Origin of the sequence: Streptomyces sp. NPDC051133, assembly GCF_040682635.1 — a bacterium.
Taxonomy (GTDB): domain Bacteria; phylum Actinomycetota; class Actinomycetes; order Streptomycetales; family Streptomycetaceae; genus Streptomyces.
Genome location: NZ_JBFBBK010000016.1, coordinates 78,539 through 99,889, shown reverse-complemented (window position 1 = coordinate 99,889; position 21,351 = coordinate 78,539). Strand labels below are relative to the sequence as shown.

14 protein-coding genes and 2 pseudogenes are annotated in these 21,351 nt (G+C 72.9%); 11 read left to right on the top strand and 5 right to left on the bottom strand.

The annotated features are described in order from the left end of the window. Nucleotides 1-66: 66 nt before the first annotated feature. Together AB0N17_RS18420 and AB0N17_RS18415 are read left to right on the top strand one after the other, a co-directional pair. Nucleotides 67-771, top strand: a pseudogene (locus tag AB0N17_RS18420) (dolichyl-phosphate beta-glucosyltransferase); the annotation flags it as partial. Nucleotides 772-818: 47 nt separating this feature from the next. Continuing rightward, complete coding sequence (locus AB0N17_RS18415) at nt 819-2,060, top strand: glycosyltransferase family 39 protein (protein ID WP_366012383.1); 1,242 nt, start codon at nt 819-821, stop codon at nt 2,058-2,060. A 12-nt stretch (nt 2,061-2,072) separates the two neighbouring features. Here AB0N17_RS18415 and AB0N17_RS18410 read toward each other — a convergent pair whose 3' ends face one another. Genes AB0N17_RS18410 through AB0N17_RS18395 form a run of 4 tightly spaced genes read right to left on the bottom strand, consistent with a single transcriptional unit; the run spans nt 2,073 to nt 5,622 of the window. Beyond that, entirely contained in the window at nt 2,073-2,717 is a 645-nt protein-coding gene (locus AB0N17_RS18410) for a response regulator transcription factor (RefSeq protein WP_366012382.1), read from the bottom strand. Next, the gene (locus AB0N17_RS18405) at nt 2,707-3,957 is read right to left on the bottom strand and encodes a sensor histidine kinase (protein ID WP_366012381.1); all 1,251 of its coding nucleotides are present in this window, start codon (nt 3,955-3,957) and stop codon (nt 2,707-2,709) included. Before AB0N17_RS18405 ends, AB0N17_RS18410 begins: the two co-directional genes overlap by 11 nt. A 25-nt stretch (nt 3,958-3,982) precedes the next feature. Continuing rightward, complete coding sequence (locus AB0N17_RS18400; RefSeq protein WP_366012380.1) at nt 3,983-4,717, bottom strand: ABC transporter permease; 735 nt, start codon at nt 4,715-4,717, stop codon at nt 3,983-3,985. After that, entirely contained in the window at nt 4,714-5,622 is a 909-nt protein-coding gene (locus tag AB0N17_RS18395) for an ABC transporter ATP-binding protein (protein ID WP_366012379.1), read from the bottom strand. Before AB0N17_RS18395 ends, AB0N17_RS18400 begins: the two co-directional genes overlap by 4 nt. Before the next feature lie 209 nt (nt 5,623-5,831). Between AB0N17_RS18395 and AB0N17_RS18390 the strand changes: the two genes are divergently transcribed. The 9 genes and pseudogenes from AB0N17_RS18390 (at nt 5,832) to AB0N17_RS18350 (ending at nt 18,699) form a co-directional block, all read left to right on the top strand. Further along, nucleotides 5,832-7,898, top strand: a complete 2,067-nt coding sequence (locus AB0N17_RS18390; protein WP_366012378.1) for an ABC transporter ATP-binding protein — start codon at nt 5,832-5,834, stop codon at nt 7,896-7,898. Then, nucleotides 7,895-9,751: an ABC transporter ATP-binding protein gene (locus AB0N17_RS18385; protein WP_366012377.1), complete on the top strand. Its 1,857-nt coding sequence runs from the start codon at nt 7,895-7,897 to the stop codon at nt 9,749-9,751. The genes AB0N17_RS18390 and AB0N17_RS18385 overlap by 4 nt, the downstream gene beginning before the upstream one ends. A 23-nt stretch (nt 9,752-9,774) precedes the next feature. After that, entirely contained in the window at nt 9,775-10,146 is a 372-nt protein-coding gene (locus AB0N17_RS18380) for a hypothetical protein (protein ID WP_366012376.1), read from the top strand. Continuing rightward, a complete protein-coding gene (locus AB0N17_RS18375) occupies nt 10,143-11,864 on the top strand; it encodes an ABC transporter ATP-binding protein (RefSeq protein WP_366012462.1) in 1,722 nt (573 codons plus the stop codon). The genes AB0N17_RS18380 and AB0N17_RS18375 overlap by 4 nt, the downstream gene beginning before the upstream one ends. Beyond that, nucleotides 11,861-13,617, top strand: a pseudogene (locus tag AB0N17_RS18370) (ABC transporter ATP-binding protein). Before AB0N17_RS18375 ends, AB0N17_RS18370 begins: the two are co-directional and overlap by 4 nt. A gap of 253 nt (nt 13,618-13,870) precedes the next feature. Beyond that, the gene (locus AB0N17_RS18365) at nt 13,871-15,916 is read left to right on the top strand and encodes a M4 family metallopeptidase (protein ID WP_366012375.1); all 2,046 of its coding nucleotides are present in this window, start codon (nt 13,871-13,873) and stop codon (nt 15,914-15,916) included. A 250-nt stretch (nt 15,917-16,166) separates the two neighbouring features. Further along, nucleotides 16,167-17,822 carry a M4 family metallopeptidase gene (locus AB0N17_RS18360; RefSeq protein WP_366012374.1) on the top strand — a complete coding sequence of 552 codons (1,656 nt, stop codon included), beginning with the start codon at nt 16,167-16,169 and terminating at the stop codon, nt 17,820-17,822. A gap of 71 nt (nt 17,823-17,893) precedes the next feature. Next, entirely contained in the window at nt 17,894-18,415 is a 522-nt protein-coding gene (locus AB0N17_RS18355) for a DUF1990 domain-containing protein (RefSeq protein ID WP_366012373.1), read from the top strand. Nucleotides 18,416-18,471: 56 nt separating this feature from the next. After that, nucleotides 18,472-18,699: a hypothetical protein gene (locus AB0N17_RS18350; protein WP_366012372.1), complete on the top strand. Its 228-nt coding sequence runs from the start codon at nt 18,472-18,474 to the stop codon at nt 18,697-18,699. A 27-nt stretch (nt 18,700-18,726) separates the two neighbouring features. On the opposite strand, the gene AB0N17_RS18345 is transcribed toward AB0N17_RS18350, so the two are convergent. Further along, entirely contained in the window at nt 18,727-21,345 is a 2,619-nt protein-coding gene (locus AB0N17_RS18345; protein ID WP_366012371.1) for a glycosyltransferase family 1 protein, read from the bottom strand. Between the last annotated feature and the right edge of the window lie 6 nt (nt 21,346-21,351).

The window sequence follows — 21,351 nt, the reverse complement described above, 5'->3', positions numbered from 1 at the left end:
AATCACGTGATAAACCTCCGCCCTGACCGGCCGTCGGCCCCCGCGCCGCTGCCCCGCCGCGCGCCCCTGCCGTCGCACCACGACGAACCCGTCCTGGACGTGGTCGTGCCCGTGTACAACGAGGAGAAGGACCTCGAGCCCAACCTCCGGCGGCTGCACACGCATCTGCGGGACACCTTCCCCTACCCGTTCCGGATCACCGTCGCCGACAACGCGAGCACCGACCGCACCCCGGCCATCGCCGCACGGCTCGCCGAGGAGCTGACCGAGGTGGTCGCGCTGCGGCTGCCGGAGAAGGGCCGCGGCCGGGCGCTGCGGGCCGCCTGGTCGGCGTCCCGGGCGCCGGTGCTGGCCTACCTGGACGTGGACCTGTCCACCGGGCTCGCGGCGCTGCTGCCGCTGGTCGCACCGCTGATCTCGGGCCATTCCGACCTGGCCATCGGCACCCGGCTCGCGCCCGGCGCCCGGGTGGTGCGCGGCGCCAAGCGCGAGGTCATCTCCCGGTGTTACAACGTCCTGCTGCGCTGCACGCTCGCCGTCGGCTTCTCCGACGCGCAGTGCGGTTTCAAGGCGGTGCGCCGCGAGGTCGCCGAGCGGCTGCTGCCGCTGGTGCGGGACGGGGAGTGGTTCTTCGACACCGAGCTGCTGGTGCTGGCCGAGCGGGCGGGCCTGCGCATCCACGAGGTCCCGGTGGACTGGGTCGACGACCCCGACAGCAGCGTCGACATCGTCGCGACCGCGCTGGCCGACCTGCGCGGGATCGCCCGGATGCGGCGCACCCTGCCCCGCCGCCGTCGCCGTACCGCCCCGGCCGCCTCATGACCGTGACCCTGCCCCGCACACCGGTGCCGGACGCCGCCCGGCCGCTGTCCGCACCGCGCCTGCGCACCGCCGCCCGCCGGCACGGGCCGGTCCTCGCGCTGTACGGCACGCTGAAGCTGGCCGGTTTCTGTTCCTTCATGTACCTGCTGTCCTCTGCCGGGGCCTACCGCACCAAGGACCCCCGGTTCGGCGGCGGTGCGCACGCCTGGGACGTGCTGGCGACCTGGGACGGCTGGTGGTACCAGCAGATCGCCCTGCACGGCTACGACCCGAAGCTCGTCCACGTCCCCGGCGCCACCGGCATGATCACGCTGGAGGGCAACTCGGCGGCGTTCTTCCCGCTGTATCCGGCGCTGACCCGGACGGCCATGACCGTGACCGGCCTCGGCTCGTACGGCGCCGGGCTGCTGGTGTCGATCCTCGCCTCCTTCGCCGCCGCGCTGGGCGTCTACGCCGTCGCCGAGCGGTTCGGCGGCCGGCGGGCCGGGTTCGCCGCGGCCGGGCTGTGGGCGGTGTGGCCGGGCTCGGGCGTGGAGTGGGCGGTGTACTCCGACTCCCTCTACGTGGCCCTGGCCGTGTGGACCTGTTACGCGGTGTTGACCCGGCACTGGCTCACCGCCGGGGTCCTCGCCTTCGCGGCCGGGCTCAACCGGCCCACGGCCGCCGCGCTGATCGCCGCGCTCGGCGTCGCCGCGCTGCTCGAACTCCGGCGCCGCGAGGACGGCGTGCTGCGCCCGCTGCTCGCCATGGCCCTGGCCCCGCTGGGCTTGTTCGGCTACCTGCTCTGGGTCGGCGACCGCATGGGCGACCTGGGCGGCTACTTCAAGCTCCAGTCGGGCGCCTGGGCCCACAGCTTCGACTACGGCAAGCAGACCCTGGACGTGCTGACGTCCGTGCCGGTGGGCAAGTTCGACTACCTCTTCGCGTACCCGTTCCCGGACGTCATCTCGGTCGCCGTCATCCTCCTGGCCTGCGCGCTGCTCCCCCTGCTGCTGCGGCTGCGCCCGCCGGCCGTGCTGGTCGTGTACACCGTCCTCACCCTGGCCCTGGTGCTGGGCAGCCAGCAGATCGTCGCCAACATCTCCCGCTATCTGCTGCCGTGCTTCCCGCTGTTCCTCCCCCTCGCGGCCGCCCTGCGCCGCCTCAGCCTGCCCATGCTGTGCACCCTGCTCGGCCTCGCCGCACTGGCCTCGGGCTCGTACGCGGGGTATGCGCTGTTCGAGCTGGGGGTGCCGTGACGGGGCGGCGAGTCAGCCCAGGATCCCCCGGTCGTACGCCGCCGCCACCGCCGCCGCTCGGTCCTTGACGGCCAACTTGGCGTACAGGTGGGTGAGATGCGTCTTCACCGTCGCCTCGCTGATGAACAGTTCGCGGGCGATCTCGCGGTTCGACGTGCCCTTGGCGACCAGGGCCAGGACCTCGCGCTCGCGCGTCGACAGCGGCTCGGCGCCGGGTTGCCGGGGTGTGCGGACCGCGTGGACGAGACGGGAGGCGACGGCCGGGGAGAGGACCGTGCGGCCTTCGGCGGCGGCCCGGACGGCCGTGAACAACTCCTCGCGCGGGGCGTCCTTCAGAAGGTAGCCGGTCGCGCCCGCCTCGATCGCGGGGAGGGTGTCGGAGTCGGTGTCGTAGGTGGTGAGCACCAGGACCTTGGCGCGGGCACCGCGCCTGCTGAGCTCGCGGATCGCCTCCACGCCCGAGCCGCCGGGCATGCGCAGGTCCATCAGGACCACGTCCGGGTCGAGCGCCGTGGCCCGGTCCACCGCCTCCACGCCGTTCGCGGCCTCGGCGAGCACGCGGAAGCCGGGCGCGGACTCGAACATGCCGCGCAGGCCGTCCCGGACGACCGGGTGGTCGTCGACGATCAGCAGCGTGATGGCGGGGTCAGTGGTCATCGCGGACCAACGGTACGCGAGCCGACACCGCCGTACCCTGCCCCGGCTCGGACTCCACGGTGAGGGAGCCCGCGATGCGCTCGGCGCGGGCCCGCATGCCGTCCAGGCCGAAGCCGCCGCCGCGGGTGCGTTCCGGTACGGCGGCCGGGTCGAAGCCGGTGCCGTCGTCCCGGACATCGAGGGTGACCTCGTCGCCCATGAAGGACAGGGTGACGCCGACGCGGGACGCGCGGGCGTGCCGTGCCGCGTTGGACAGGGCCTCCTGGGCGATGCGCAGCAGCGTCGCCGAGACCTCGTCGTGGAGCTGCTCGGCGGTGCCGGTGACGGTGAACTCCGCCTGTGTGCCCGTGCGTTCGCCCCACTCGGTGACCGTCTTCTTCAGCGCCTCGGGCAGCCCGTCGGCGGCCAGCGCGACCGGGGCCAGGTTGTGCACCGAGCGGCGGGCCTCGCCGAGGCTGTGCCGGGCGAGCGTCGAGGCGCGCTCCAGATGGGTGCGGGCGGTGGTCAGGTCGGGGGCGTTGGCCACCACCTGGAGCTGGGCGATGATGCCGGTCAGGCCCTGCGCGATGGTGTCGTGGATCTCGGCGGCGAGCCGGCGGCGCTCGTCGGCGACGCCCGCCTCCCGGGCCTGGAGCAGGAGTTGGGCGTGCAGGGCCGCGTTCTCGTCGAGGGCCCGCTGCAACGCCGTGTTGGTGCGCTCCAGTTCGCCGATGGTCTCGGCCTGGTTCACGGAACGGGCCTCCTCCTGCAGGGCGTACCGGGTGAAGACGCTGACCATGCCCATGTTCACGGCCAGGACGAGGAAGAAGCCGAGCCACAGGATCACCCCGTGCGGCGGCCAGCCGCCGATCTCGCTGCCCGACATGGTGACGGCGGTCAGGAACAGGCCGGGCATCACCAGCCGGCGCGGCAGCTCCCGGACCGCGATGTAGTAGCCGGTCACGGCGTAGAAGGCGAAGAACGGGTTGGCCCAGGTCAGCACGAAGGCGAAGGCCCAGCGCAGCAGGTAGAGGCAGACACTGGTCCGGTTCGGGCCCGGCCGCTTGCGCCTCACTCTCTGCGCCCACAGCTGCAGCACGACGGCCGCGGGCACGAGGACCGCGCAGACGACGAGGCCGGCGCGGTCCACGCCGACCACCCGGGCGGACATCCCCCCGGCGACGACCGCGGCGGCCAGCAGCGCCCAGGGCCCCCACGTCTGGAAGGAGGCGCGGGGCTGCTGGTACGCCGAGTTCGTCATGCTCCCAGTCTCCGGCACGGCCCGCTCACTCCCAGCGGAACCAACGAGCCGCCCCCGCCGTGAGCAGCACCGCCCAGGCCGCGAGCACGCCCAGGTGCCCCCAGCCGGGCCAGTCGCCGGCGGCCGCCTCGCCCAGGGCGCGGGCCGCCGCGCCGAACGGCGTGAGCTGCACCACGCGCGCCAGCGTGTGCGGCATCTGCTGCACCGGCAGCCACACGCCCGCGCAGAACATCATCGGGAAGAACACCGCCGAGCCGATCGCGCTCGCGATCTTCGTGGTGCGGGACAGCGCCGAGACGACGGAGCCGAGGGCGAGCGCCGACGCCGTCGCGAGCAGCAGCGCCAGCAGATAGCCGGCCGGCTGCCCGGGCAGCGTCACGTCGAAGGCGAGCCGGCCGACGGCGAGCGCGAGCAGCGCCGAGGCCAGTGCCACCGTGCCCTGCACGACCATCTGCGCGGACAGCAGTGCGGAGGGCCGTACCGGGGTGAGCCGCATCCGGCGCAGGATGCCCCGCTCCCGGTGGCCGGTCAGGACCTGGGGCAGCGACTGCACCCCGGACATGATCAGGGCGACCAGGACGGCGATGGGCACGTATGCGTCGACCGGCCGCAGCCCGCCGAGCGAGGTGTCGGCCTCCCGGAACGACGGGATGGAGCCGAGGATCACCAGGAGCAGCGTCGGGAACAGGAAGATCCAGAAAACGGCGGCGGGTTCACGGCGGAACAGCCGGAACTCGGTGCGCAGGACGGCGGTGTTCATGCCGCGGCCTCCTTCGTCAGGTCGAGGAACGCGTCGTCGAGGGTGGCGTCCAGGACGCGGAGTTGATGGGCGGTGACGCGGTGCCGGGCGAGCAGGGTGATGACCGCGTTCACGGTCTCGTCGGTGCCGGCGAGCGTGATCCGGCCGTCCTTGCGCTCGATCGAGGCGAGGGCCGGGAGGGCGGCGAGGTGCCGGTCGTCCAGCGGGGCCGACGGGGTGAAGCTGATGACGGTCGCGCCCGCCGAGCGGCGGATGAGCCCGGCCGGGGTGTCCAGGGCGGCCACCCGCCCCTTGTCGATCACCGCGATCCGGTCGCAGAGCCGCTGCGCCTCCTCCATGAAGTGGGTGACGAGCAGCACGGTGACCCCGCTCGCGCGGACGTCCTCGATCAGCTGCCAGGTGTCGCGGCGGGCGCGCGGATCGAGGCCGGTGGTCAGCTCGTCCAGCACGACGACCCGCGGGTTGCCGATGAGGGCCAGGGCGATGAACAGCCGCTGCTGCTGGCCGCCGGACAGCTTGGCGAACCGGGTGCCGAGCTTCGGGGTGAGGCCGAGGCGTTCGGCGAGGGGCCGCCAGTCGGCGGGGCTGGGGTAGAACGCGGCGTACAGCTCCAGCGCCTCCCGCACGGTCAGCTTGGGCTGCAGCTCGCTCTGCTGGAGCTGGGCGCCGAGCAGTCGTGCGACCTTCTCGTGGTCGGCGACGGGGTCCAGCCCGCACACCCGGACCCGGCCGGCGTCGGGGACCCGGAGGCCCTCGACGCACTCCACGGTGGTGGTCTTGCCGGCGCCGTTGGGGCCGAGGATCCCGAAGACCTCGCCCTCCTCGACGGCGAAGGAGACGCCGTCGACCACGGCCCGGCCGCCGTAGACCTTGCGCAGTTCGGTGACTTCGATGACGGATGCCATGCGAAGAGAATCCCGGGCGGGCGGGGTCCGGCACATCGGCCGGCCCGCTCGAAGCGGCATCGTCCGATCGGTTGATGCCGCGCTACGACCCCGTACCGAATCCCGGTTCGGCTCCTCGAACGTTCTCGCAGGTCATGGGACCGGCGACCGGGTGGGGTCCGGCCGAAACTCGGTGGGCGATGTCGGTGCCGGTCCGTACGCTCGCGATGATGCCCACGACACGTGCAACCACCCAGGACCGCTCCGCCGTTCGCATCCTGCTGCGCCTGTGGCCGTACGTCCGTCCCGCGAGCGCCCGGATGTCCACCGCCGCGTTCGTCGCGATCGTCGCCTCCTGTACGGGTCTGGTGATCCCGCTCGTCCTGAAGTGGATGGTGGACGGGCCGGTCGCCGACCGGGACCCGGCGGGGGTGTGGCGCGGCGCGCTGTACCTGCTGCTGATCGGGATCGCCGAGGCGGTCCTGTTCGGGATCAGACGGTGGCTCGTGGCGCGTCCGCTGTCACGTGTCGAGGCGGACATGCGGGCGGCCCTCTACCGGCACCTGCAGCGTCTCCCGGTGGCCTTCCACGACCGCTGGTCCTCGGGTCAGCTGCTCTCGCGGGCCACGACCGACCTGATGCTGCTGCGCCAGTTCCTCTCCTTCGCGCTGACGTTCCTGGTGGTCAACGGGGTCACGATCGTGATCGGCGTGGTGATCATGCTGATGCAGGACTGGGCGCTGGGGCTGGTCGTCCTCGGGCCCGCGATCCCCGTGATCTGGACCTGCGCGGTCTTCGAACGGCGCTACGCGCGCGTGGCGCGACGCGCCCAGGACCAGGTCGGGGACCTGACGACGGTGGTCGAGGAGAGCGTGCTCGGCATCCGCATCATCAAGGGCTTCGGCCGCCACCGCAGCCAGGCGCGGGTGTTCCGCGCGCTGGCGGGCGGCCTGCGCGGCACGGAGCTGCGCAAGGCCCGGCTGCTGGCCACCATCTGGGCGGTCATCGTGACCCTGCCGGAGGTGGCGATCGGGGTGGCCCTGGTGCTCGGCGCCGGCCGTGTCGCCGACGGCGGTCTGTCCGCGGGGACCCTGGTCGCCTTTCTGAGCACGGCACTCGCGCTGCGGTGGCCGGTGGACTCGATCGGCTTCCTGCTGGCGATGAGCCAGGAGGCGGCGACGGCGACGGAGCGGTACTTCGAGGTGATGGACGAGGCACCGGAGGCCGCGCCGGCCGGACCCGGGTCGCCCGACCCGACGCCACGAGACGCCGGCGCGGGTAATCGTACCGGCGCGAACGGTCGTACCGGCGCGGACGGTCGTACCGGCGCGAACGGCCTTGCCTCTGCGGACGGCCTTACCGCTGCGGACCGTCGTACCCCCGCAGACGGTCACATCACCGCGGACAGCCCTGGCACTGCGGACAGTCGTACCGCCGCGGACAGCCGTAGCCCCGCAGGGGGTCACATCACCGCGGACAGTCGCACCACCGCGGACAGCCGTGCCGCCGCCGGCACTCGCACCCCTGCGGCGGCACGACCCCCCGCCGCCGCAGCGGGACTCCGCTTCGAGAACGTCCGGTTCCGCTACCCCGACGCACCCCCCGGCTCCCCGCCCCTGCTGCACCGCATCGACCTGCACATCCGCCCCGGCGAGTCCATGGCCCTCGTCGGCGCCACCGGCAGCGGGAAGACGACGCTCACCGCGCTCGTCCCCCGCCTGCACGAGGCGACCTCGGGCCGTATCACCCTGAACGGCGTCGACATCACCGCGATGTCCCGCGCGGAACTGCGCGCCAGGGTCGCCGTCGCCTTCGAGGAACCCACCCTCTTCTCCATGTCCGTCGCCGAGAACGTCCTGATGGGCGCCCCGGACGACGCGGGAGAGCCCGACCTCGACCGTGCCCTCGCCATCGCGCAGGCGGACTTCGCGCACGCCCTCCCGTACGGCACCGGCACCCGCGTCGGCGAACAGGGCCTCAGCCTCTCCGGCGGCCAGCGGCAGCGCCTCGCGCTGGCCCGGGCGGTGGTCGGACGCCCGGAGTTCCTGGTGCTGGACGACCCGCTCTCCGCCCTGGACGTGCACACGGAGGCCGCCGTGGAGGCCGCCCTGCGGCAGGTCCTCGCCGACACCACCGCCCTGATCGTGGCCCACCGCCCGTCCACCGTGCTGCTCGCCGACCGGGTCGCCCTGCTGTCGGGCGGCCGGATCGCCGCCGTGGGCACCCACCACGAACTGCTGCGCGGCAACGCCGAGTACGCACATCTGATGTCCGGGGAGCAGGAGGACCGCCCATGACGACCACGACGCCGTCCGCCCCCACCACCAGCAGCGGCGGCGGCCCGGACCCCGCGGATCCCGGCGATCCCTTCGACCGGGACGTCCTGCCCACCCCGCCCGGCGCGACGGCCGCCCTGCTGCGCTCGCTGCTCTCCCCCATGAAGGCCCGCGTCGCGCTCACCGCGCTCCTGCTGCTGCTCCAGCAGGCCGCCGTGCAGGTGGGCCCGCTGCTGGTGGCGTACGCCATCGACAGCGCCGTACCGGCCGTCCGGGACCACCGTCACGGCCCGCTGATCGCGGTGGCCGTCGGCTATCTGCTGTGCGCCCTGCTCTCCGGCGGGCTGCAGTTCGCCTTCATCGAGGCCTCCGCCCGGGTCAGCCAGGACGCGCTGCTGGAGCTGCGCGGCAGGATCTTCCGGCACGCCCAGGCGCTGAGCATCGACTTCCACGAGCGCTACACCTCGGGCCGGCTGATCTCCCGCTCCACGACGGACGTCGAGTCGCTGCGCGAACTGCTGGCCGAGGGCCTGCAGGAGCTGGTGACCGTGGTGCTGTCCTTCGTCTACATCTCGGCGCTGCTGCTCTGGCTGGACCTCGGCCTGGGCGCGGTCGCCGTGGCCTCCTTCGTGCCGCTGTACCTGCTCGTACGGCTCTACCGGCAGCGCGCGGGGCGGGTGTACCGGGTGCGGTCCACGGCGATCGCGGCCGTGATCGTGAAGTTCGTGGAGACGATGAACGGCATCCGGCCGGTGCGCGCCTTCCGCCGGGAGGCGGCGAACGACGCCGAGTTCGCGGTGCTGAACGCACGCCACGAGCGGACCAACGGGGACGCGCTGCTGGAGATGGCCCGCTATGTGGTGGGGTCCCGGCTGGTGGCCAACACGGCGATCGCGGGGATCGTGCTGTGGGGTGCCCACCGGGTGGCGACCGGCTCGCTGGAGCTGGGTGTGCTGGCGGCCGCGGTGCTGTACCTGCGGCGCCTGTACGACCCGATAGACCGGCTCGGCATGTTCCTGAACTCCTACCAGTCGGCCGCGGCGTCCCTGGAGAAGATCGCCGGGCTGCTGGCCCAGACCCCGTCGGTGCCGGAGCCGTCGGCCCCGCGGGAGCTGCCGCCGGGCAGGGAGGAACTGCCCGGGCGTGAGGTGGTCTTCGCCGGCGTCCGCTTCGCCTACCGCACCGGCGGCGAGGTGCTTCCCCGCTTCGATCTGACACTCCCGGCCGGGCAGACGGTCGCCGTGGTCGGTGCCACGGGCGCGGGCAAGTCCACGCTGGCCAAGCTCCTCGCCCGCTTCTACGACCCCTCCGAGGGGCGTGTCCTGCTGGACGGGGTGGACGTGCGCGAGCTGTCCACGCGGGCCCTGCGGCGCGGGGTGGTGATGGTGACGCAGGAGGCGTTCCTGTTCTCCGGCACGGTCGCGGACAACATCGCGATCGGCGATCCGGACGCCTCCCGCGAGGAGATCGAGCGGGCCGCGAAGGCGATCGGCGCGCACGAGTTCATCAGCGCGCTGCCCGACGGGTACGACACCGACGTCCGCAAGCGCGGCGGCCGCATCTCGGCGGGCCAGCGTCAACTGGTCGCCTTCGCTCGGGCGTTGCTCGCCGATCCGGCCGTACTGATCCTGGACGAGGCGACGAGTTCGCTGGACGTGCCGGGCGAGCGGGCGGTGCAGCGGGCGATGTCGACGGTGCTGCGGGGCCGCACGGCCGTGGTGATCGCCCACCGGCTGTCGACGGTGGAGATCGCCGACCGGGTGCTGGTGATGGAGGGCGGCCGCATCGTGGAGGACGGCTCCCCGGCCGAACTGATCGCGGGTTCCGGCGACTTCGCGGACCTGCACCGGGCCTGGCGGGACAGCCTCAGCTAGCCGAGGGACGGGGAGGGACGACGATGGCGGACCGGAAGCGGCGGCAGGCCTCACCGGCGGACGTCGGAGCGATCGCAAAGACGCGGACCGTGGCACCCCGGGCCGCTCCGCGGCGGCTCGGGCGCTACGGCGGACACGGGTTCCGGCCACGGGACCGCTCCGCGCCGGAGCACGCCCGGCTGACCGGGACCGGCAGCGCGTCCGCCCGCCGCGCGGCGCCGCGACCGGCCGGGGACGCCCGCTCGCCGGAACACTTCCATCCGGCCCGGCGCCTGCACGAGCGGCACGGGGTGCGGTCGGCGACCGGGGACGCGGTGGGTGTGTTCCCGGTGCGCGAGCCGGCCGTGGCCGTGGGTGAGGGGTGCCGCACAACGAGCCGATCGGGGGACGGATGATCGACGCCTACGAGGACCCGGGCACGCCCGACACGCGTGGCGGCTGGCGCTATCTGGGGTGGCTGGTGCGGTGCCAGCCGGGGCGGTCGGTGGCCGGGGCGCTGCTGGGCAGTGTGTGGATGGTGCTGCTGGCCGCGCAGCCGTATCTGATGGCGCGGGCCGTGGACGACGGTCTGGTGCCGGGCCGGCCGGGGGTGCTGGCCGGGTGGTGCGCGGTGATGTTCGTGCTCGGGTCGGTGAACGCCTGGCTGAGCATCATGCGGCACCGCACGATGACGCGGGTGCGGATGGACGCCCACTTCCGCACGGTGAAGGTGGTCGTGGGGCAGGTGGTCCGGCTCGGGGCCGCGCTGTCGCGCCGGGCGGAGGCCGGTGAGGTGGTGACCATCGGGGTCGGCGACGTGCGGACCATCGCGATGGCGCTGACCGTGGTGGGCCCGGGTGTCGGCTCGGGCGTGGTCTATGGGGTGGTGGCCGCGCTGCTGCTGTCGGTCTCGGCGCCGCTCGCGGCGGTGGTGCTGCTCGGGCTGCCGGTGATCGCGCTGGTCACCGGGCCGCTGACGCTGCGGCTGCAGGGTGCGGAGAGCACGTACCGGGAGCGGCAGGGCGTGCTCACCGCGCGCATCGGCGACCTCGCGGGCGGCCTGCGCGTCCTCAACGGCCTCGGTGGGAAGGGGCTGTTCGCGGACGCCTTCCGGGAGGACTCGCAGCGGTTGCGCGCCCAGGGCTACCGGGTCGGCGCGGTCGCCAGCTGGGTGCAGGCCCTCGGGGTGGGCCTGCCCACCCTGTTCCTGGCCGTCGTCACCTGGCTGGCGGCGCGCCTCGCCGCTCAAGGGGACATCACCGTGGGCCAGTTGGTGTCGGTGTACGGCTATGCGGCCGTGCTGATCGGGCCGGTGGCGTTCTTCGTGCAGACGGCCTACGACCTCAACCGGGGTGTGGTGGCCGCGCGCCGGGTCGTGACGCTGCTGCGGCTGGAGCCGGAGCCGGACGAGGGCGGCCTGCCGGCCCCCAACGGGCCCGCCGAGCTGCACGACCCGGTGTCCGGGGTGCGGGTGGTGCCGGGCCGGCTGACCGCGCTGGCCGCCGCCAGGCCCGCGGAGGCGGCCGCGGTGGTGGACCGGCTCGGCCGGTTCGGGCCGACCGACGTCACCTGGGGCGGGGTACGGCTCGACGGGATCCCGCTGGCCGACGTACGGCGGCGCATCCTGGTCGCGGACAACGAGGCCGACCTGTTCGCCGGGCCGCTCCGGGAGGTCGTGGCCGCCGGACACACGGCGGGCGAGGCGGCCCTGCGCGGGGCGCTGCACGCGGCGGCCGCCGAGGACGTCGTCCGCGGGCTGCCGGACGGCGCGGACTCGTCGGTGGCCGGGCAGGGCCGCAGCCTGTCCGGCGGGCAGCGGCAGCGCGTCCGGCTGGTGCGGGCGCTGCTGGCCGAGCCCGAGGTGCTGCTCGCCGTGGAGCCGACCTCGGCGCTGGACGCGCACACCGAGGCGCTGGTCGCCGCCCGGCTGCGGGAGGCGCGCCACGGCCGTACGACGGTGGTGACCACCACCTCGCCGCTGGTGCTGGACCGTGCGGACACGGTCCTGTTCCTGGCCGAGGGGAAGGTCGTGGCGAGCGGCCCGCACCGGCGGCTGCTGGCCGAGGAGCCGGGCTACCGGGCGCTGGTGGCCCGGGACGTGGAGGCGGAGGACGCCGAGGGGGTCGTACGGTGACGGCGGGCGAGGGGCTGCTGCCGGTCGCGGACCGGGGTCAGGTGCGGCGGGCCGCGCTGCGGCTGGTGCGGGCCGACAAACGGGCGTTCGCCGCCGCGCTGGTGCTGAACGCGCTGGCGGCCGGGGCGGGCCTGGCCGGGCCGTGGCTGGTCGGGCGGATCGTCGACGAGGTGAGGGCCGGGCACGGGGTCGGCTCGGTGGACCGGCCGGCCCTGTGGATCCTGCTGTGTGCGTCGGCCCAGCTGCTGCTGGCCCGCTGGGCACGGTACGTGGGTCACCGGTTCGGGGAGCGGACGCTGGCCCGGGTCCGCGAGGAGTTCGTGCGGCGGGTGCTGGCGCTGCCCGCGTCCGTGGTGGAGCGGGCCGGCACCGGCGATCTGACCGCGCGCGGCACGGCGGACGTGGCGACGGTCGGCACCACGCTGCGGGACGTCGGCCCGGAACTGCTGGTCAACACCGCGCAGGCGCTCTTCGTGCTGGGCGCGGTGTTCCTGCTGAGCCCGCTGCTCGGCGCGTTCGGGCTGCTCGGGCTGACCCCGATCTGGCTGGCCCTGCGCTGGTATCTGCGGCGGGCCCGGGACGGCTATCTCGCCGAGGGGGCGGCGTCGTCGGAGGTCGCGGAGATCCTCGCGGCGACGGCGGCCGGGGCGCGGACCGTCGAGGCGTTCGGGCTGCGGCGACGGCGGGTCGCGGCGAGCCGGGAGGCGTTGGAGAGGTCTCGCCGGACCCGTTTCCACACGCTGTGGCTGCGGACGGTGTTCTTCCCGGCGGTCGAGGTGACGTACACCGTGCCCGTGGTGGGCGTGCTGCTGGTCGGCGGATGGCTGCACGCGCGTGGCGCGGTCGGGGTCGGCGCGGTGGTGGCCGCCGCGCTGTATCTGCGGCAGTTCACCGAACCGCTGGACCAGATCCTGATGCGGGTGGAGCAACTCCAGGAGAGCGGCGCCTCGTTCGCCCGCGTGGAGGGGCTGGCGCGGGCGCCGCGCGGGGATGCCGCGGACTCCCCGGTCCCGGCGGACGACCGGATCGACGTGCGCGGCGTGCGGTACGCCTACGAGCGCGGCGGCGAGGTGCTGCGCGGGGTGGATCTGACGGTGCGGCCCGGGGAGCGGCTCGCGGTGGTGGGCCCCTCGGGAGCCGGCAAGACCACCCTGAGCAGGTGCTGGCGGGCATCGACCGGCCCGGCACCGGCACGGTCACGGTGGGCGGGGTGCCGGTCGCCGAGCTGGCGCCGGAACTGCTGCGCCGCCAGGTCGTCCTGGTCACGCAGGAGCACCATGTGTTCCTCGGCACGGTCCGCGAGAACCTGCTGATCGCCGAACCCGCGGCGACGGACGACGAACTGTGGGCGGCGCTCGCCGCGGTGGGCGCCGACGACTGGGTCCGCGAGCTGCCGGACGGCCTGGGCACCCGGCTGGGCGCGGGCGGCCGGGCCACCGACGGCTCGCAGGCGCAGCAACTCGCCCTGGCCCGGGTGGTGCTGGCCGACCCGCACACGCTGATCCTGGACGAGGCGACGGCCCTGCTGGACCCCACCACCGCCCGGCACACCGAGCGCGCCCTGGCCGCGGTCCTGCGGGGCCGCACGGTCATCGCCATCGCCCACCGCCTGCACACCGCTCATGACGCGGACCGGGTGGCGGTCATGGAGGACGGGCGCCTCACCGAACTGGGCACGCACGAGGAGCTGGTGACGGCCGAGGGGGCGTACGCGGCGCTGTGGGGGACCTGGCACGGGGAGGCGTCCCCCTGACGGCCGGTCCGCATACCGAACATGAACATCCGGTCAACGAACCATTTCCGGCCAAGTTTCTGACGCGCTCCTGACAGGCTGCGTGATCCCCTGCCACTCTTCCCAGGCCGACTCACAGCAACCCCACAGCTTCACCCGCTGCGAGCGGCCCGCACGTGGTTCCGCGCAACGCCCTGTTCTGCCCCGGACGTCCCAACCCACCGTCCGGTCTCCCCTGGCCGCGCGACCCGCGGTCACGCAGAAGGAGTCAGTGTTGAGAAGCAATTCCTCTCGCGGACGCACCTCCCACACCCCGCACCGCCGTACCGCCACCGTCGCCCTCGTCGGCGTCGCCGCCCTGATCGCCGTCGCCGTCCAGTCGGGCGCCGCCGGCGCCGCACCGGCCGCCCAGCCGCGGGCCGGCAAGGCGAATCCGGCCCATCTGGCCGTCCGGCTCACGCCCTCCCAGCGCGCCGAGCTGATCCGGCACGCCGACGCCGGCACGGCCGCGACGGCCCGCGCGATCGGCCTCGGCGCCAAGGAGAAGCTGGTCGTCAAGGACGTCGTCAAGGACGCCGACGGCACGCTCCACACCCGCTACGAGCGCACCTACGCGGGTCTGCCGGTGCTCGGCGGCGACCTGGTCGTGGACACCGCCCGCACGGGCAAGACCATGGAGGTCGTCAGGGCCACCGGCGCCACGCTGAAGGTCACCGGTCTCACCCCGGCCGTGTCCAGGGCGGCCGCCGAGAAGCAGGCCGTGCAGCGGGCGAAGACGCTCGGCGGCAGCAAGCAGAGCGCGGACAGCGTGCGCAAGGTGATCTGGGCCGGCTCCGGCAAGCCCGTCCTCGCCTACGAGACGGTCGTCGGCGGCCTCCAGGACGACGGCACCCCGAACCAGCTGCACGTCATCTCCGACGCGGCCACCGGCAAGAAGCTCTTCGAGTACCAGGGCATCAGGACCGGCGTCGGCAACACCCAGTACAGCGGACAGGTCACCCTCACGACGACCCAGTCGGGCTCGACGTACACGCTCAACGACGGGGCGCGCGGCAACCACAAGACGTACAACCTGAACCACGGCTCCAGCGGCACCGGCACGCTGTTCTCGCAGTCGAACGACACCTGGGGCAACGGGACCACCTCGAACGCGGCCACGGCGGGCGCGGACGCCCACTACGGCGCGCAGGAGACCTGGGACTTCTACAAGAACGTCTTCGGCCGCAGCGGCATCAAGAACAACGGCGTCGGCGCGTACTCGCGGGTGCACTACGGCAACTCGTACGTGAACGCGTTCTGGGACGACGGCTGCTTCTGCATGACGTACGGCGACGGCTCCGGGAACAACGACCCGCTGACCGCGCTCGACGTGGCCGGCCACGAGATGAGCCACGGCGTCACCGCCAACACCGCGGGGCTGGAGTACAGCGGGGAGTCGGGCGGCCTGAACGAGGCGACCAGCGACATCATGGGCACGGGCGTGGAGTTCTACGCCAACAACTCCAGCGACGTCGGCGACTACCTCATCGGCGAGAAGATCGACATCAACGGCGACGGCACCCCGCTGCGCTACATGGACAAGCCCAGCAAGGACGGCGGCTCCGCCGACTCCTGGTACTCGGGCGTCGGCGACCTCGACGTGCACTACTCGTCGGGCGTGGCGAACCACTTCTTCTACCTGCTGAGCGAGGGCAGCGGCGCCAAGGTGATCAACGGCGTCAGCTACAACTCGCCCACGGCGGACGGGCTGCCGGTGACCGGAATCGGCCGCGACAAGGCGCTGCAGATCTGGTACCGGGCGCTCACCACCAAGTTCACCTCCACCACCGACTACGCGGGCGCCCGCACCGGCACCCTCGCGGCGGCCGGTGAGCTGTACGGCACGTCCGGCGCCGAGTACAAGGCGGTGCAGGACGCCTGGGCCGCCGTGGCGGTCGGCTCGCGCTCCGGCGGGGGCGGGGGCGGCGGCGGTTCGACGTACGAGAACAGCACCCCGGTGTCGATACCGGACAACGGGCCCGCCGTCACCTCCGCCATCACCGTCTCCGGCAGGAGCGGAAACGCACCGAACAATCTGCAGGTGAGCGTCGACATCACGCACACCTGGCGGGGTGACCTGGTGATCGACCTCGTCGGCCCGTCGGGCACCGCGTACCGCCTGAAGAACTTCTCCTCGTCGGACTCGGCGGACAACGTCAAGCAGACCTTCACGGTCAACGCCGCCGCGGAGCCGGCCAACGGGACCTGGAAGTTGAAGGTGCAGGATCAAGCCACCTACGACACCGGAACGATCAACGGCTGGAAGCTGACGTTCCCGTAAGCGGCAAGCAACAGGCCCGGAAACAGGGCGCCGACCGAGGGCTCACCGCCCTCGGTCGGCAGCAGTTCACACAGCCGCAACGTTCATGGATGCGTCGATTTCCAGCCAACATCACTTCAGGGTCCTGACATGTACGCGCCCCTGATGTCACTCTCTCTCCACCCGCCGCAGCAGCACAGCAACTTCACAACGCCATATCGCCGGCCAGTAACCCCACGCTGACCGGACTCCCCACCTGAAGGAGCTTTGAGTGAGCCCCCTCTACGCGCGTCACAAGCGCACCACTCTGGCCATCGCCACCGCTGTCGCCGCCGGAGCCCTGCTCTCCACTGGTCTGACCACCAGTGCCTCCGCCCAGACCCCGGCCGCCTCGGCCAAGCCGCCGGCCGCCGCGCCGACCGCGCTGTCCGCCGCGGCCCGCACCTCCCTGATCCAGAAGGCCCAGGCCGGCGCCGCCGAGACCGCGCAGCACATAGGCCTCGGCGCCAAGGAGAAGCTGGTCGTCAAGGACGTCGTCAAGGACGCCGACGGCACCGTCCACACCCGCTACGAGCGCACCTACGCGGGCCTGCCGGTGCTCGGCGGCGACCTCGTCGTCCACACGGCCAAGTCCGGCAAGACCGAGGGCGTCACCAGAGCGACCAAGTCGACCATCAAGGTGGCCTCGCTCAAGCCGCAGATCACCGCCGCCAAGGCCGAGAAGCAGGCGGTGTCCGCCGCCAAGACGCTCGGCTCCGCCAAGTCCACCGCGGACGGCGCGCGCAAGGTGATCTGGGCCGGCTCCGGCAAGCCCGTCCTCGCCTACGAGACGGTCGTCGGCGGCCTCCAGGACGACGGCACCCCGAACCAGCTGCACGTCATCTCCGACGCGGCCACCGGCAAGAAGCTCTTCGAGTACCAGGGCATCGAGAACGCGACCGGCACCGGCAAGACGCTGTACTCCGGCACGGTCAGCCTCAACACCGTGCAGTCGGGCTCGACGTACCAGCTCACCGACAGCGCGCGGGGCAACCACAAGACCTACAACCTGGCCCGCAAGACGTCCGGCAAGGGCACCCTGGTGGCCAGCTCGAGCAACGTCTTCGGCACCGGCACCGCCTCCAGCTCCTCCTCCGACCAGACCGCGGCCGCCGACGCCGCCTACGGCGCCGCGGAGACCTGGGACTTCTACAAGAGCACCTTCGGGCGCAGCGGCATCAAGAACGACGGTGTCGGCGCGTACTCCCGCGTCCACTACGGCAGCTCGTACGTGAACGCGTTCTGGGACGACAGCTGCTTCTGCATGACCTACGGCGACGGTGAGGGCAACGTCGACCCGCTGACCTCGCTGGACGTGGCCGGCCACGAGATGAGCCACGGCGTCACCGCCAACACCGCGGGCCTGGACTACTCGGGCGAGTCCGGCGGCCTGAACGAGGCCACCTCCGACATCTTCGGCACCGGTGTGGAGTTCTTCGCCAACAACGCGTCCGACAAGGGCGACTACCTCATCGGCGAGAAGATCAACATCAACGGCGACGGCACCCCGCTGCGCTACATGGACAAGCCCAGCAAGGACGGCGGCTCGGCGGACTCCTGGTCCTCCTCCGTCGGCAACCTGGACGTCCACTACTCGTCCGGCGTCGCCAACCACTTCTTCTACCTGCTGTCGGAGGGCAGCGGCGCGAAGACGATCAACGGCGTGTCGTACAACTCGCCCACGTCCAACGGCTCCACGGTCACCGGCATCGGCCGCGACAAGGCGCTGCAGATCTGGTACAAGGCGCTGACGACGTACTTCACGTCGACGACCAACTACAAGTCGGCCCGCGCGGGCACCCTGTCCGCCGCGTCCGCCCTGTACGGCTCCTCCAGCACCGAGTACAAGGCGGTGGCCGCGGCCTGGGCGGCGGTCAACGTCAACTGACGTCGGCACCTGAGCACACGGGCGGCACCCGGGCGAAGCACACCCCGGGTGCCGCCCTACTCTTGTGACCCATGTCCTCGGCGTCCTTCACCTACGAGCCGGTCGGCGCGACCCGCGACGACCTGACGTACTGCCCGCCCGGCTTCCGCCCCCTGCTCGTCCGCACCCGCCTCGGCGAGGGCGAGAAGGTCTTCCAGCGGGCCGCCGAGGCGGTCCTCACCTGGGAGATGCACCGCGAGCTGGGCGTGGGCATCGACGCGACCGCCGACCGCGCGGCCCCCGGCGTCGACGTCACGGTCACCCTGGCCGCGCTGATCAAGGCCCCCTGCCGCGTCATCTGGTCGACCGAGGAGCCCCGCCGTGCCGGCTGGGCCTACGGCACCCTGGAGGGCCACCCCGAATGCGGTGAGGAGGCCTTCGTGGTCGACCGCACGGGCGACGGCACGGTGTGGCTGACGATCGCGGCCTTCAGCAGGCCGGCCAAGTGGTACGCGAAGGCGGGCGGCCCGGCGACCCGGGCCCTCCAGCACGCCTACGCCCACCGCTGCGGCACCGTCCTGCGCCGCCTGTGCGCAGACCTGACAGAGGCCTGACACCTGCGGCGACCGGGAGGACCGCCATTCCGTTCCACGACCATCAGGAACTCGACGTGACCGTGGTCGCGGTGGCATCGGTGGGCGCAGCGGTGGAGACGGACGGCGAGACCGGTTTCATCGATCAGGCCAAGCACCCCTCTTGGTGGGACCAGAACATCGCACCGCCCCGCGTCGGAGACGAACTGCATGCCGTCGTCCTGGACGCCGGCCGGGAACCACCCCGGCTCAGCGCACTGCCGCGGGACATCGCCATCGCACGACGGCTGCGTGATGCCATGTGAGACCCGGGCAATCGGACACGTCTCCCCTCACCGCAACAACACCCCCGCCCCCTCCACCACCTCCTGTGGCGGGATCGTCATCAGGCCCATCTCCGCGCTCGACGCGAGGAGGCGGTGGGTGGGGAGGATGCGGATCGTGTAGCCGTAGGGGCCGGTGCGGTCCAGGGAGAGGGGGCCCTCGTACAGCAGGCGGCCCTCCAGGTCGGGGGTGCCCGTCGGCTTCAGGGGGACCACCGTCGCGTCCGTGATGCGGTCCTCCGCGTCCACCCGGCCGGAGACCGCCTGGACCTCGACGTCGTCGGGGAGCAGGTCGCCCAGGCCGACCCGGACCCGGAGCCCGACGGTCGTGCCCAGTTCCGCCGTGGCCGTCGTCGCGGTCGTCTCTACGTGGTCGACGCTCACCCCGGACCAGGCGGACCGTACCCGGGCCTTCCACCGCGCGAGGTCCCGGGCGGTGTCCGGGGTCAGCGCGCGATGCGTCTGCGCGGCCGGGGTGTAGAGGCGGTCCACGTACTCCCGGACCATGCGGCCGGCCAGCACCTTCGGGCCGAGCAGGGTGAGGGTCTGGCGGACCATCTCGATCCAGCGGTCGGGCAGGCCGGCGCGTCCGCGTTCGTAGAAGCGGGGGGTGATCCGCTGCTCCAGCAGGTCGTACAGGGCAGCGGCCTCGATGTCGTCGCGGCGGTCGGGGTCGGTGCCGACGCCGTCGGCGGTCGGCACGGCCCAGCCGAAGTCGGGCCGGAACCATTCGTCCCACCAGCCGTCCAGGACGGAGAGGTTCAGGCAGCCGTTGAGGGCCGCCTTCATGCCGGAGGTGCCGCACGCCTCCAGGGGGCGCAGGGGGTTGTTCAGCCAGACGTCACAGCCCGGGTAGAGCTTCTGCGCCATCCCCATGCCGTAGTCGGGGAGGAAGACGATGCGATGGCGCACGCGCGGGTCGTCGGCGAAGCGGACCAGTTCCTGGACGAGCCGCTTGCCGCCGTCGTCCGCCGGGTGCGCCTTGCCCGCGACGACGATCTGGATCGGCCGCTCCGGGTGCAGCATGAGCTCCATCAGGCGGTCACGGTCGCGCAGCATCAGGGTCAGGCGCTTGTACGACGGGACCCGGCGCGCGAAGCCGATCGTCAGGACGTCGGGGTCCAGGACGCCCTCGATCCATCCCAACTCGGCGTTCCCGGCGCCGCGTTGCCGCCATGACGCCCGCAGCCGCTCACGTACCTCCAGCACCAGCTGTTCGCGCAGGGCCCGGCGCAGCTCCCAGACCTCCTCGTCCGGGATCTCCGCGACGGAGTCCCAGCGCTCGGAGCCGCCGACGGTGAGCGCGTCCTCGGTCCGCTGGGCGCCGATCTGCCGGGCGCCGAGCCGCAGCACCTCCGGGGCCACCCAGGTGGGCGCGTGGACTCCGTTGGTGACGGAGGTGATCGGCACCTCGTCGGGGTCGAATCCCGGCCACAGGCCCGCGAACATCTCCCGGCTGACCTGCCCGTGCAGCAGCGACACCCCGTTGGCCCGCTGGGCGAGCCGCAGCCCCATCACGGCCATGTTGAACAGGTTCGGCTCGCCGCCCGGGTACGTCTCCATGCCGAGGGCCAGGATCCGCTGCACCTCGATGCCGGGAAGCTCGGCGTCGGGGCCGAAGTGCCGGGCGACCAGCTCCCGGTCGAAGCGGTCGATGCCGGCGGGGACGGGCGTGTGGGTGGTGAAGACCGTGCCGCCGCGCACCGCCTCCAGGGCCGAGTCGAAGTCCAGTCCCTCCGCGCACAGTTCGGCGATCCGCTCCAGGCCCAGGAAGCCCGCGTGGCCCTCGTTGGTGTGGAACACCTCCGGCTCCGGGTGCCCGGTGAGCCGGCAGTACGTCCGCACCGCGCGCACACCCCCTATGCCGAGCAGCATCTCCTGGAGCAGCCGGTGCTCGCCGCCACCGCCGTAGAGCCGGTCGGTCACCCCGCGTTCGCCCTGGTCGTTCTCCTCCACGTCGGAGTCCAGCATCAGCAGCGGCACCCGGCCCACCTGTGCCAGCCAGATCCGCGCGTGCAGCGCCCGGCCGCCGGGCAGTGCGAGGGAGACCCGCGCGGGGGTGCCGTCGGCCTCCTTCAGCTGGGTGACGGGAAGTTCGTTGGGGTCGAGCACCGGATAGTGCTCCTGCTGCCAGCCGTCCCGGGACAGGGTCTGCCGGAAGTACCCGTGCCGGTAGAGCAGCCCGACCCCGATCAGCGGTACGCCGAGGTCGCTGGCCGCCTTGAGATGGTCGCCGGCCAGGATGCCGAGGCCGCCGGAGTACTGGGGCAGCGCGGCCGTGATGCCGAACTCCGGGGAGAAGTAGGCGACGGCGGCGGGCAGGCCGTCGGATTGTGTCTGGTACCAGCGGTCGCCGGTCAGATAGTCGTCGAGGTCGTCGGCGGCCGCGGTGAGCCGGCGCAGGAACCGCCGGTCCCCGGCCAGCTCGGCCAGCCGGGCCGGCCGCACGCTGCCCAGCAGCCGCACCGGGTCGCGCTCGGCGGCGGCCCAGGCCTCGGGGTCGACGGACTGGAACAGGTCGCGCGTTTCCGCATGCCACGACCAGCGCAGATTGCGCGCCAGGTCGCTCAGCGGCCGGAGGGGGTCGGGGAGAACGGGACGGACGGTGAACCGACGGATCGCCTTCACATTCCA